This is a genomic window from Legionella lytica (assembly GCF_023921225.1).
Classification (GTDB): Bacteria; Pseudomonadota; Gammaproteobacteria; order Legionellales; family Legionellaceae; genus Legionella; species Legionella lytica.
In genome coordinates, this window is record NZ_CP071528.1 from 359,144 (window position 1) to 373,394 (window position 14,251).

The window sequence follows — 14,251 nt, forward strand, 5'->3', positions numbered from 1 at the left end:
AATATCAATAATACATGCTGGAGCGTTATTCCTACGCATACTAAAATAATTCTTAGCTAGAGATAAGAACGAAATTGATATAAATTTATCGTCTAATCAATCTGATAGCATTCGAGAAGGATAAGTAACATGGTAATCATCTATTCCCAAACTGATTCCCGTATAGTCTCTGAAAATCTAAACCTTGATACCGCCCCTCTTCTTCATAAGGCTTTATGGATTGATATGATCTCTCCCAGCAAAGAAGAAGAACACATAGTAGAACAACTATTTAAAATTGAAATTCCTACTAAAGAGGAAATTGAAGAAATTGAGCCATCCAGTCGCTTATATATAGAAAATGATGCAGTATACATGACAGCAACCATGGTCGCCTTCTCTAATTTACCTGAAGCTAAAACTGATGTAGTTACCTTTATTCTGACGGAAAAAATGTTGATTACCTTACGTTACATTGATCTTCATGCCTTTAATTTATTTAGTGCAAAACTATTACGTTCAAAAAAGAAAGAGTTTGATGCTATTGTTATTTTAATTGGGTTATTGGACGCAGCTATTGATCGACTGGCTGATATTTTAGAAAAAATTAGCCGAAAGCATGATGAAATTTCACACCTAATTTTCCATCAAAAAACAAATACACCTACAGGAACAGGCTATAAAGAAATACTACAACAAATAGGCGTGAATGGTGATCTTGGTACTAAAACAAGTGAAAGTTTAATGACGTTTACCCGCCTCATATCGTTTTGGGAACAAACTCAAGCAGCGGAAGCTGCTAAGGGAACACGCACCTTCCTCACTGTAATTCATAAAGATATTGATGCGCTTCGAGAACATGCGAGCTTTCTTTCCGTTAAATTTAACTTTCTACTTGATGCCACTTTAGGCATGATAAATATAGAGCAAAATAGCATTATCAAAATTTTCTCAGTAGCTGCTGTTATCTTTTTACCCCCAACACTCATTGCAAGCATCTATGGGATGAATTTTGAGCATATCCCAGAATTACGCTGGGAGGTAGGTTATCCTATTGCATTGCTATTGATGTCTATTTCTGCGTGGTTGCCATTTAGATATTTTAAAAAGAAAAAATGGCTTTAGAGGAACTTATTGGTACCCTACTGCCTTAAAATAGATAGCGTGTGATTCAAGAATAGAGTTAATTGAAAAACAAGTAATAGTGCCGATGAGGATAACGAAATAGGGTTAACAAGTTCCTTTCACTTCTTGCCTCGATAAGGCATCGGAATTAAATAAACAACGGAGCATCATGGTAAGCTTACACAACCCATTAGTTCTTGGTGACCTCGTACCAGGGCGTCATTGATCAATGAACAGTTTGATATGTCCAGTTAAGATCTAGCCAAAACTTAAGGTTTTAAACTTAATTCTTTTTTGCAAAAAAAACTAAAAAACCATGTCGAGTGACATGGTTTTTTATTCGCAAAAATAGACTAAATAGCTAACGGAGAACCGATTAACTCTTCTACCGAATCTTGCAACTCAGTAACTTTATTAATGGAGTCGGTATTAATTTTTGTAGAGAAGAAAAATTGACCGTTAAGTGCATAATTAATAGATCCTGCAACCACATAAGCAGCACCCAGCGTCGCGATGCTCAGAACCGCAAGTACAGCAAGGCTACTATAACTTAGAATCTGTTTTAAGAAACCGCGATGATTTTGAAGCTCAGATTCCTTTGCTTCCCTGATTGCATTTTCTGCCGCAGATTTAAACGCTTCTTTATTATTATCCTGAAAGTATGTTTGCGCCGCATCATTAAGAGAAGTATGTAATTTACGGGCAGCATAAGCAGCATTCAAGTAACTGTGATAAGAGTCACTTTGCGTCGTCAGTGCATCATTATAAAGATCATTTCCAGTATGAGCTAATGCTTCAGCTTTCTCTGAAATTGCTTTCAACATCTCATTAAATTTACTTCGGGCTAACGACTCTTCCTCAGATACAGTAGGAACAGGGTTCTCAATAATAATATTTTGAAACGCCTCAGGAAGTGAACTAACAGAGCGAGCTTTTCGGTTTTTGAGTTCCTCAGGCTTTGCATAAGTAGCCACATGAATTGGATTAAAATGCCCATCGTTATAATCTGTAGTTGCTTGCTGAGATAGATCTTTTACAGTTTGTTGATAGTTTTCATCAATAAATCCTGTTCCCTTAATTTCATTCATCAATGTAACGTTGCCTCCGGCATAGTGATTTAAGCGTAAGGTCACATTTACAGGGATTAAAGCGTGATGCTTGGTATAAAAATCTCTTAATTGTTCAAGAATATCATGGGAAGCTCTTGCTCCATTACCGCGATCATCATAAAAATCCAGGATAATGGGCTCATTGGGATGTTGATTAGCCATTTTATGTATTTGTGCATAAATAAGCGTTGTTTTAGTCTCATCAAACATCCAATCACTATGTTCAATCTCATGCTTTGTGCTACTTGTTGCCTGGCTATAAGAGGTTCCTATTGGCAAATTACCGAAAATATCAGCAAGAAGAAATGTATCTAGTATTGTACCCAGATGATCACTTACTGTTTTTATCGCAGGAAAACAAGATCCCTTTCCCCAAGAATTAGCTATATCAATTTGATAGGATTGTCTATTGGAACCTACTAAACTGTAAACGGTAGTAAATTCTTCATTTTCCTTTTTAATTGCCTCTAAAAATGCCTCATTACTTTTGACAACATCTTTATCTTCAGAATTTATATATCCTCTATGGAAAAGGCAGCCATCAAAATCAAAAGAAAGAACTCTAATCGTCATACATGCACCTAATGGTTGATTTTAAGAATTTCTGCTATTATATTTGACAAATATTAAGATAATATTAAGAGAAAAACGCTCCTAGACTTAAGACAGTTAATTTTATAAAATTTTTATAGATTTTTACTCTCATGAAAAAATGGCTGAGATTTTACTGGTAATACCTTTTATTATCTTTTTTATAATTATCTATCACTTGAATCCCCATTATTTAAAGCCATTCAAAACTTCATAATCCAAGCTGAATCCACTATTGAGCAACCTGTCGGGATATACTCATTCCGAATCCGTTAACACTACAGATGATTGGCCAATTAATGATTTTAAAGCGAATTTTGGAGTGGAGAAACCTCAGCCCCATTTTACCCAGCGTAATTCCTTTAACAGGTCTATGTTTCTACCGAGGTTGTGTTTATCGCTCCCTCATTAGTGACCTTACTCAGAGCGATAAATTCCATGGCTTTTATGGAGAAGAGGAACAAATTGCTACCGAGGCCCAATTGACCTATGTTTAAAAATCCACACAGTTTCAATACCTCAGGGTATTAATATTTTGTCTATAATGACTCTGAATAATTGGGGGAAAGACTATTCCTCAGCCCACCAGCCTTTTCTCTCGAAATCATTAAAATGGGGCTAACATAGCCCCGTATTTATACATTTCGATATTAGTTGCGTGGCGTCGTCCGAGGTCGCAGCTGCGCTGGCATAGAATCGGCAGGATTCTGATTCAATGAGGAAGGAGAAAAAAATACCATCCTTGAGCTGAATGCGCTAACTTGCGGCACAAGAGCCTCCGATTGATTTACCCCTTGATTTAAAGTCTCTTCAAAAAACACGCCATCATCCTCATGCTCACCTTCAAGACTTGCATCACTATGAAAATAAACAGACGTTGATTTATTAGCATTCTCCTCTTCCACGGATATTAAAGGGGTCGGTATCTCTTCAATGCGATTGGGGCGTCTGAATAAATAAATTATTTCAGAAGATTTTGTTTCTCCTCCTTTAGGATAATAAACTCCTTCACGCCACACCTTCATGTGCATGCTAGCATTATTGATGTCTTTGTTTATGAGTTCTAATGCGTCTGCCAAGAGCTCTTTTTCTTTGAAATGTAATCCAAAAACGCCACCAGCAGTAAGGATATTAAAGTTTGTTTCCAATAATGGTTTTAAAAAACCTCTCTTATACTGATCCTTTGTGTTATAAAGCCTCCAAACTTGGGCATTTTCATTAGCTCCCTTGAGACCATATTTTTCTTGAGCAGCGAAAAATGGTGGGGAAGTAAACGCAAATGAAAAATACCCCCCACTGCGTTTGACTATCTCTTTTGAATCCGCTGTTTCGATTCCTTGCTGATACAATTGAGCATTAAAAGCAGGGTTATATTTTGGTTTTAAATCCGCAACAAGCTGATTTCCTGCAGTAATCACATTAGGATTGGGATCGAAACCAACATAGGCCTTAAATGCTTTCCCATTGTTGCAAAGAAGAGCTGCCGTTAATCTATCTAACCACCCTATAGATGAATCGAAAAAATTGATTGCTGTATTTGCATTAATAATATTTTCTTGGACCAAATAATTATACAGATCAATTACCGATTTAGGTCTAAAATGAGTGGCTGGGGATCTGCGATTAATTTGTTGTTTAATATGCTTATTTTCAAATGCATCAGCCTTTGCCTTGATAAACTTATCAAGTGCAGGAAAAATTGACATATGCAATTGAACATCGTCATCCCAAGTTTCCTGATTTGATTTATTCATTTTTTTCCGAGTGTTAGATATTTCATGAATAATAAAGCGATCGGAAATCGTACTTCCACCCTTGCCGCTAAAACGTAAGGCAAATGAGTTATTTTCTGTGGGCACCTCTTGGTGGTAACTCAAAAGTTTTGCCACGGCAACTGAATATGCTTCGCCAGTATAGTCATCCATATTAATTAGCGGAATGTTATATTTTCTTATTGCCTCAACTATGGGAATAGAAAAAGCACGGACGAAAAGTTTTAATATCAATAGTTCTCTCTCGTCATCTTTCGGCACTAACAAAGGTTTTACCTTTTTTTCAAATTTTTTAAAATATTTTTCTATCGTATCCCTGGAGATATATACCTCATTTTTTTCAACCAAATCAGCCTTATCTATATCTAGAATCTTTTGAATTGCTGAAATAAATTCATCTTTCTTTGCATCTTTAATTTTGTAATTCGATAGATTGTATCCTTTGGCACCATTAGATAATTTTTTTAATAACCCCTCTGTGCCGATTTCATTTAGAACATTTATAAGATCAAGATGCTTTTCGTTAGAATCTGTAGTTTTTTTCACCACCTTCGGAGCACGGGTTTTGACAGAAGTTGAGTCGCCATTCTCTGCATTCCAAACCCAGATTGGAGCTTGACTATTTTCCTGGATAGATGGAGTTTTAGTTTCTTGCGGCTGGCTTTTGGAAGGACGAAAGCTTAAAGAGGAAACAGAAGTTAAGGCACCATTCGCTGCACTCCTAACCCCGATTGAAGTTTTGCTCTTTTCCGGGTGGAATGGAGTTTTAGTTTCTTGTGGTTGAATTTGGGAGAAACGAAAGCTTACAGAGGAAACAGAAGTTGAGTCGCCATTCGCTACATTCCTAACCCCGATTGAAGTTTTGCTATTTTCCGGGAGGAATGGAGTTTTAGTTTCTTGTGGTTGAGTTTGGGAGGAATGAAAGCTTACAGAGGAAACAGAAATTGAGTCGCCATTCGCTGCATTCCTAACCCCGATTGAAGTTTTGCTATTTTCCGGGAGGAATGGAGTTTTAGTTTCTTGTGGTTGAGTTTGGGAGGAATGAAAGCTTACAGAGGAAACAGAAATTGAGTCGCCATTCGCTGCATTCCTAATCCCGATTGAAGTTTTGCTCTTTTCCTCGATGGATGGGGTTTTAGTTTCTTGTGGCTGACTTTGGGAGGAGCGAAAGCTTAAAGAAGGAATTGGTGTAAAATACTGGGTTTTATTTAAAGAAAGAAACACTTCTCCTGCGAAAGTTAAAGGAGGTTTAGAATACGGAGTTGTATCTTGTTTATTTTTTTTCGTGGGCGCACTGGGGGCCATTGATGACTCAGGTTGTAAACGTTTTTTAGTATTTGGTTTATCTGAGCTGGATGAATGAGGTAATTCAGAATTATTGCTGTTACTTTCTGTCACGTTAAAACTCTCTTTGTTATTAATTTGCAAGTGGAACCGTCAAGAAGGATATCGAAAATAAAACTATTTTTATTGAATCATCGATATTTGGCCCGCATTAAAACCATGCCGCGCCATTTGGAATCACAATGAGCCATAATTATACTGCTCAAATTAGATTCAATCAACCTGTATTGCGAAATAAAGCGTTTAACAACAACACTAATGCCCAATGGGGCTACATAACAATTTAAGAACTGTAATCATATATATGAAAAAGACTAATACACCATTTTATTAAGAAGAAAAGTCTTGTTTGTTCATTGATAGCCTCTTAAGTGTAATCAATAATAAACATTATACCCTTAAAGCATCCATTGCGATGAAACCTCGTGAGATAACGATGCAGAAAAGCTCTATTTTAATTCGAGATGCCTTGTAAGTTCGAGCCAATAGAACCTGAGACATCAGTGCAATCCGCACATATAGGATTGGCAAAACCATTTCACTAATAGATAATCACTTTTTTCATTAGTATCAGGTGAATTATGAATAGGGATAAGCTCCGTGAATTTTTAAGTAGAAGAGATGCTCGAGCTGCGTTGCAAAAAAGAAAAACTGTCCAAAAAAGCAATTTTTGGATAGATCTCAGCTGTAAATTCCAAATTGCTCCTTAATAAATGCGCAATTTGGTTTATACAGTTGAGCTACGCCCAAAATTCATGATTCTTCATTTTTAAAATTATTTGCAACACAGCCTTTAATAGTAACCAGCCTAGTATTCAAATTGACTGTTTGAAACTGGATGGGAGATTCATAATGAATATTAATGTATTAGGTATAGCTAAAAATATTTTTCAACTTCATGGTGCTGATAAAGAAGGTTGAACGAACTGAGTTAACTGAATATGTTGCTAATTTTCCCCAATGCACGATTGTTATGGAGTCCTCTGGTGCCTCAAATTACTGGGCGCTAGTTTTTCAGAAATAGGGGGTATAAATGCTAGCCGTCGAAATTTCCGTGCACTAATTAATCATCCCAAAATTCTTTAAATTTTACAGAAGCAATTTCTGTGTACCTTATGGTATGTTGAATACTGCGAGTGTCCCGACGGTCATTAGCTAATTTTAAGCCTGTTGAGTGACGAAGCATATAAGGATGTATCGCCAAGCCAAGCTCCGCTTTGTCCCCTGCTCTAGCGATAATTTTTCTGAAAGTATCTCCAGTAATGGGCGCTTTGCGCTCCGTCATAAAAACATAATCTGTTTCTGGATAATCGCGTTGTAATTGACGCAGAGCTCTAATCTCTGGACCCAAAAAAGTGTGGCTGGCTGGGATTCCAATTTTTTACGAACCACATGAAGCAGGCCTTGTTTTAAATCTATTTGTGATCAACGTAATGAGATCATCAACCTAACAACCCGATCCATCTATTATCACTTTAATTTAAAGCCATTATCTCTGCCACGATATGGATAAAAAAAATTCTTTATGTATAATTTACGCCTCAAGTCCTTAAAAGGAAATCAACAGGGAACATAAGATGACGTATTATATAAAAAGCGCAAAACAAAGTAAGTTAGTCCACAATGTGCAAAATACCCCGTTGGGTTACACCAAGCTTAATTTTTCTAGCGCCCTTAAGAATAAAAGCGTTTCGCAAATAATAGAAATTTTCCAGGCGATACCGGACTATATTGTTGCTCTCGATTTAAGTTTTCTTCAATTCGGCACTCGAAATGCGGCGGAAGTAAGGGGCATTTTGAAGGCTATTCCTGGCTGGGTTAGCTCAGTGAAATTGAGTTACAATGATTTAAATCTATTGAAAACAGATGAATTGATTCATGCTCTAAGTGGGCTTCATACGAATATCACTCGTATTCATTTGGATGGAAATAATCTGGGGCATAAAAGTGCCACTGCTCTGTCAGCGATTTTGACTACACTGGCGAATAGAGATAAGCTGCATGCTCTTGATTTAAGAGATAACAAACTTTATTTAAGAAAAACTGATTTTGAATTAATTTTCATTTCTGAGACGAATCAAGGTCAAGGTAATCTCGGTAATATTAGTGAGCTGAACTTAAGTGATAACCGACTAGATATAATACCGACCGACAAATTAATTCAGGCGATAGCTCTGTTATCAGATCATTTAAAATGCCTTAATCTTGGGGGAAATTATTTACATGAAAAAAGCACGAATGATAGATTCATCGAAATTTTCCAGTCGATTTCTGTTAATGTAACTACTCTAAATTTAGAACGAAATGGCCTGAGCCGAATAGAAACAACATTATTAATTGCTCTAATGAAGAATATTCCCAAACACCTAACTTCGCTAAGTTTATATGCAGATAATTTTTATAATAATTTGCAGCAAGAAACATTAAATGAATACTTTGGGCTAGCTCCTGGTTTTGATACTAAAAATGATAATGAATTGGAAAAAATCCTGGCTGCTATTCCTGAGACGGTAGAGATGCTTGATTTTAGTGGGATGCTCCTTGCTGGAAGAGGCATTGACTCATTAATCAGATTTATGCATTCTCTTCCCAAAGGAGTTACGACACTGAATTTTAGCTCTAATAACCTTCATCTAATTAAAGCACGGCACTTGTCACGACTTTTTGAAGCGATTCCTTCTCACATAACTTCTATTAATTTGAGTAATAATGGCTTGGGGGAAATGGATACCTCCACGTTAAAGAAGGCCTTTGCTATTTTTCCAAAGAATGTTACGTCTATTTCTTTAGGTGATAACAAATTTTATAAAAAGAAACACAGTGAAGTGATTGAAATTTTAAGTGCGATACCTATTCATGTAAAAAATATCAACGTTGAAAAAAATAAATTATTTAAGAAGATACAAGCAACGGATAATTTCTTTAACACCTTGCAAAACCATGTTAAGGAACCGGAACGTTTTAATTGGAGAGACAATGGAGAATCCAATTTTTCCAGAGCTTTAGCACCCATGATTTCTTTTGCTACAAAAGGAAGAAAAAATAAGGCCGCGGAGCCTTTGCCTGCAGATAACGTTGCTACAATTTTGTCATTCCTTGCCCCAGCGTCAGTTAAATCAAATTGTATTAAGCAACTTATTATAGAAAAAGAAGAGAAAAATAAGCTTTCCTCCTCAACAAACACAGCAGGAAATAACTCTTTACCAACTAATATTTTTCAGTTCTTTAAGAAATTTATTCCTAAAAGAACCGTTGAAAGTAATGATACAACTGCAAATTGCATTATATAATACGGGCGGCTGTGTTGCACAAAAAATCCATTGTCTATACTTAGTCCATCGATTTTTTTTGCAACACAGCCTGATAAATCCATTATTTTATTATAGTTTTTCTGCATATCTAATGTCAGACTGTAACGGTAGTTCTGAAAAATATAAGGAATTTTGTAAACAAGCTTTTTCTTATTTAGAAATTAACACTATCCAAAAATCGACCAAAATTGACTTCTTTAGCTGTTCGTTTCAAGATAGCGCCATCATTATCAAAAGTGTACATCGTAATTTTCTCACTTAAGCATATGTTTTTTATAAATCCTGTCAGCAACCTTACTCGCATAAGCAGTCACATCCATTATCTTTAATTCGGGTAGAAGCTGATTATCTACTCAAATTAGACGTAGATAACAGTCATATAATATTCGAAAATAAATTAGCTAACGGCGAGCCTCGTGAAACATTTTGCACTTTTGGCGTTACCATTGATAGGAATCAAAAAATCAACATAGAGCATTGCTATATAGCGGGCTAAATAAAAAGGATGAGTTACCCTGTTTTTTTGTCGTGCTTGTGCACAGCGACAATACACCTTAAGGCCAATAAAGGCCTTAAGGCTGACGTCCTGTCAACTGACGCTGCGCCAAACGATTTCATTATAGAAAAGCTATTTGAATAAGCCAGCAGCAAAGTAGCTTATTTGCATGTAAGATATTTCTCATTTTAGAGTTCAAGGCGCCGTAGGCGGCGACTTGTCGTGTTTCGTGTTAAACTAAGGCTATATATTTTACTCTGTTTTTTGTATGCACCTCACCCTGAAAAAGCTTCTACTGAAAGATGAGAACTGGTATCGCTACCGTCAATTTACTCAGAGCATGGAGGAATCAGAGAGAGCGTCGACTACAGCATCAATAAAATCTTAAGCTGCCGTCATTACATGCGAGGCCATGCGCACTATCACTGTTCCAATCCATCGTGCACTCATGAAAAGCAAGTTCACTTCAGTTGCAAAGACCGAGGCTACACCACAACCATCGATAAACCAAGACCATTTTTCTGTACAAAATCAATCCGTTGGCCTTTTGAATTTCCTATAACCTCCAGGATCCTGTGATTAGCTGATGAGACTCTTTTAAATTGTCGAAGCCCCAAAATCTAAAGAGTACTGTTCTGCAGATGAAAAGGCATTGTTTACGTAGATACGCCGGGTAATAGAACAGTACAAGCGCTCGATGTCGATAAAGTAAAAACTATTATTTTCATCTTTAGTACGTTGGCAACACAAAGAGCCAGCATGCAGTAATGCGCATGGAGAACCTTGCCTTTTAGGAATTAATTTTAAATTAGAGTAATGCAAATGCCCTGTGCAAACTAGATGAATGGGACTGTCTTTTAAATACTCCAAAAACTCTGCCGCATTATTTAAGGGATGGTGCATTCCAGAAAAATATTTAAGGTTATGATGAAAAAACAGAATATTTAATTGCGTAGAGTGAGCGGAAAAATGATTTTTAATTCGCGTTAAGCTCTTAATGCTTAATGCCCCATCTTTAAGTTTATACGGTGTCACACTGTTAATACCTAGTATATTAACTTCATCACTCTCATAACTCACCTCCAAATCAGTGGAAATATACATTTTAAACTGTTTAAACGGATCACAAAAACGCATAAAAGGATTATGCATAGGAATATCATGATTGCCTGGAACTATCAGTTGGGGAATCGTTATACTCCCTAGAAACTCCGATAATTGCCGAAATTGCTCCGCCTTTCCCCTTTGGGTTAGATCTCCTGATATAATCAAAAGTTCCGGTTTCAACAAAGCACAATCATCAATAAAAGGCTCGATAATATCAGGATTATGCATACCAAAATGCAAGTCAGAAATATGAGCTATTCGCATAATGGACTCATTAATAATGTTAACGAACCCGGCAATATTTCGTAATATAACGGGGTTTTTACTTGAACAGTTTCACCATCTAAGGAGATAGTAACGTTTTTCTCGTCTGGAAAATGCACTTCAATAGGATGTGTTGAGTGGCTTATTTCTAAAAGGTTTTTGTTACTAAATAAACGCTTTATTAATTTAAAAATGCGAATTTTTCCCTGTTTAAAATAATAAATTCCTAATAATGCTTTTTGAAAGCTGTCTCTTTTAATTGCTATCGGAAACTCATAAGTATAAACATTGTTACTCACCATCAAAAAAGAAGTGTGTAAAGAAAGCTGCCGATTTTTACTTTTTATGATGAGATTAAATGACTTATGCTTTTTGATACTCCCCAAAAAACCAGGAATATAACTCAACCATTTATTATAATATTTACTGTATTGATCTCGTTTGTCCGCAAATTTGGGATAAAAACCAATGGATGAATTATTAATAAAGATGAAATCATTTACCTTAGCTACGTCAATTGTGCTCGTTTGTTGCTCTTTTAGGCAGGTAACGAACTCATTTACACTCATAGGTAGCCCCATTTCTTTAGCAAAGTGATTTAAAGTTCCTAAAGGAAGTACTCCCAAAATTATGGGGGTATGGGCACAATGATGAGCGGCAGTCCGTATCGTTCCATCTCCTCCACCAACCAGAATAATCTTATACGTTTTTATACATTCTTTTATAGTTTCTGATAATTCTTCAGGAGCTTTATCATAAAGGTGATATGCAATTTCGGCATCATGCAAACCTTGCAAATAGGGTGACGCTGCACTGTGATTGCGAGCTTTATTATTGAGAATAACGGCAATAGTATCCATCTGCACCTCTCATCGTTGCGATAAAGTGGTTTTACCAATAGACTTTATCTCCTTTTACTGGTCAATTATAGCACAGCATTATTGAGGATATTCTTCATTAGAGATACAGATACACCGCGAAAACACGCTGAATAGCGGCATCAACTTCCCTAAAGTAGAGTCTTGGCCTGTTAACCATTTGTTTCCACATCAGCTGGCGGACGATTTCCTGCTGTTCAGAAGCTTTAATTGACTCCTGCTCCGTCTTTTTTCAAAAGACTCTAATTAACTATTCTTTCTGATTAAATTAATCCTTAGCCCCCCTCCCCTCTTCTTAATTTAAATAAAAGAAAGCCTTCCAACTCGATTAATATAGGGTAACTTTATTGCAGGATAGCCAAATACAGAAGCAAAACCACTGTTCACTACTAGACTGCGTTAAATGACCAATCAGGCTAATAAATTTTATTCCTTATTTCGTGTTTAAGCACACAACTGTTCCTCATATTGTATTTGTTGTTCTAAAGCAGCTTGTTGCGCCCATAAGGATTCTAGATCTTTTCTTAGAGTTTGAATTTTCTCTCTAATTTGTATTATGACTTCCTCATCAGATTGTCGATAGATCTCTTCTGTCAGTTCGTTAATTAAGGTTCCTTTTTCATATAGTGTCTCTTCAATTTGTACTAAGCATTCATTTTGATACTTTATACATTCCTTTCTTGGCTTCATTTCTGCTTCTTTTTTCTGTTGCCATTGTTCAGCACGTACTTTTTGCTCTTCATCAAAACTTTGGCCTAAATAAAAATGTTTATAAAACCCTTTTGGTGTTCGCCAAGTATTTGTTCGTACCAATTTAGACAAAATATTGTTGCGATATTTGAAACAATGGGTATTAGGCATGTAAAAATCTACGTTGAGTAGGGCATATAAATATTCTGCTATCAGTTGCTTGGGACATGAAAATATTTTTTGATGTTCAAATGTAAGATTAAAAAAGGTACCAGAAACCATTTTTTTCACTTCATCAGGAATTTCTTCTTTTATTTCTGAAAATAAGAACTGTTGTACACCGTTAAATTGCTGTACTAACCGTTGATTTTCATTTTTATCCACATGAGTTGTTCTTTTTTTAAAAATAACATTATTTAAAGATTTTTTATAAAGATCACTTATATATAATTCCCTCATATTGAGGGATTCGGACCCCTCATTTAGGGTTGATTTTAAACACTTTGTTTCCTGATTTGATGTTGGTTGTTCTGGCAAATTATCTACGTGTTCTCCTAGTGCTAGTAAGCTTAATAGCTTATCTGTGATGCATATGTAGGTGCCTTTCTTGACCTCGAACACACCATGCTCTTTTGTTCTGCTGTAAAGCGCTTGGCGTCGAGTTATAAAGCCTTCATCATTCAATTCTCTAATGTAACGTTCTAGAGTACTTAAAGGAATACCTGTGTCGGCTACAATTTGAGTGTAGGGTTTCATAAACCATTTTTGCTCAGAGCCTTTTAATTTGTAAGTGCTGCTTTGCCAACCTAAAAGAATGTAATCAATAAGTTGCGCTTTACGTGAGGATTTAATAATTGTAACAAGTTTCTTAAATCTTAGGTGAAAAATTGAGCAAAGATTCCCCATAGATAATATCCTTATCCTATTGTGTTTTTTAGGGAACAGAGCTAAAATAAATGCGTACAGATCCCAAAAAAATGAAGGAATTACCAGTTCCCTCATTTTAGGACATTTAGCTATGTTCGTTGTTAAATGTTTTGAGGTTATGAGGAGTTGCCGCTCTTCATAACCATTCTTTTTATTATTTCATTTATTTTCTCATTTCATTTCCGTTTAGTTACTCATATAGAGACATATTGTTTGCGTAACTGTTATTCATATGTATGAGGGAAACTACACTTGGCACAGGTTGAACGAAAAAGTCGACGAAAAGGCCATATACTAATGTACGCAGCGTTTACTCATCGACTTTTCCGTTCTTAGCTTAAATCTAGCTTTCTACCTAGATTCAAGCATAGCCCCTCTGAATGGATACTAGGTTGTTTCTACCCTGCCCTTCTTTTACAGTACGCGTTAAATAATGATCCATTTATACGTGATCGTTATCCTTGATGTCAATACTCAATACGAAAAATGTCAAAGATTTATTTTTATCTCTTATACCCCTGATTTTACATGAACTATAGGCATTTTGAGCTTTGAAATTTATTCTCTATAAAATACCCAATACAGTATTGAGTATTGGTTGCTTTTTTCTGTAATTTTAGGTAATGTATGGGTTCACAATTTAACTTATGGAGAGGGT

Annotated in this window: 9 protein-coding genes and 1 pseudogene; 4 read left to right on the forward strand and 6 right to left on the reverse strand. The window is 36.0% G+C overall.

Annotation, left to right across the window (positions count from 1 at the left end; translation table 11 throughout):
* Positions 1-129: 129 nt before the first annotated feature.
* Positions 130-1,104 carry a magnesium/cobalt transporter CorA gene (gene corA / locus J2N86_RS15405; RefSeq protein WP_252582592.1) on the forward strand — a complete coding sequence of 325 codons (975 nt, stop codon included), beginning with the start codon at positions 130-132 and terminating at the stop codon, positions 1,102-1,104.
* Between the two features lie 353 nt (positions 1,105-1,457).
* Here the strand turns inward: corA and J2N86_RS15410 are convergent, their stop codons facing one another.
* Positions 1,458-2,786, reverse strand: coding sequence for a hypothetical protein (locus J2N86_RS15410; RefSeq protein WP_252582593.1), 1,329 nt, complete (start codon positions 2,784-2,786; stop codon positions 1,458-1,460).
* 317 nt (positions 2,787-3,103) lie between these two features.
* Between J2N86_RS15410 and J2N86_RS15415 the strand changes: the two genes are divergently transcribed.
* A complete protein-coding gene (locus tag J2N86_RS15415; protein ID WP_252582594.1) occupies positions 3,104-3,301 on the forward strand; it encodes a hypothetical protein in 198 nt (65 codons plus the stop codon).
* A gap of 153 nt (positions 3,302-3,454) precedes the next feature.
* Here J2N86_RS15415 and J2N86_RS15420 read toward each other — a convergent pair whose 3' ends face one another.
* On the reverse strand, positions 3,455-5,122 hold the full coding sequence (locus J2N86_RS15420) for a hypothetical protein (protein WP_252582595.1): 1,668 nt from the start codon (positions 5,120-5,122) through the stop codon (positions 3,455-3,457).
* Positions 5,123-6,983: 1,861 nt separating this feature from the next.
* Entirely contained in the window at positions 6,984-7,271 is a 288-nt protein-coding gene (locus tag J2N86_RS15425; protein WP_252582596.1) for a tyrosine-type recombinase/integrase, read from the reverse strand.
* Positions 7,272-7,497: 226 nt separating this feature from the next.
* Between J2N86_RS15425 and J2N86_RS15430 the strand changes: the two genes are divergently transcribed.
* Both J2N86_RS15430 and J2N86_RS16370 read left to right on the forward strand, forming a co-directional pair.
* Positions 7,498-9,210: a hypothetical protein gene (locus tag J2N86_RS15430; RefSeq protein WP_252582597.1), complete on the forward strand. Its 1,713-nt coding sequence runs from the start codon at positions 7,498-7,500 to the stop codon at positions 9,208-9,210.
* Between the two features lie 785 nt (positions 9,211-9,995).
* Positions 9,996-10,213: pseudogene (locus J2N86_RS16370) on the forward strand (transposase zinc-binding domain-containing protein); the annotation flags it as partial.
* Positions 10,214-10,324: 111 nt separating this feature from the next.
* Here J2N86_RS16370 and J2N86_RS15435 read toward each other — a convergent pair.
* The 3 genes from J2N86_RS15435 to J2N86_RS15445 all read right to left on the reverse strand — a co-directional run bounded on the left by J2N86_RS15435 (position 10,325) and on the right by J2N86_RS15445 (position 13,572).
* Positions 10,325-11,098 (reverse strand): metallophosphoesterase family protein, encoded by a 774-nt coding sequence (locus J2N86_RS15435; protein ID WP_252582598.1) that lies wholly within the window; start codon positions 11,096-11,098, stop codon positions 10,325-10,327.
* The gene (locus tag J2N86_RS15440; protein WP_252582599.1) at positions 11,089-11,958 is read right to left on the reverse strand and encodes a diacylglycerol/lipid kinase family protein; all 870 of its coding nucleotides are present in this window, start codon (positions 11,956-11,958) and stop codon (positions 11,089-11,091) included. The genes J2N86_RS15435 and J2N86_RS15440 overlap by 10 nt, the downstream gene beginning before the upstream one ends.
* 462 nt (positions 11,959-12,420) lie before the next feature.
* Entirely contained in the window at positions 12,421-13,572 is a 1,152-nt protein-coding gene (locus J2N86_RS15445) for a hypothetical protein (protein WP_252582600.1), read from the reverse strand.
* Between the last annotated feature and the right edge of the window lie 679 nt (positions 13,573-14,251).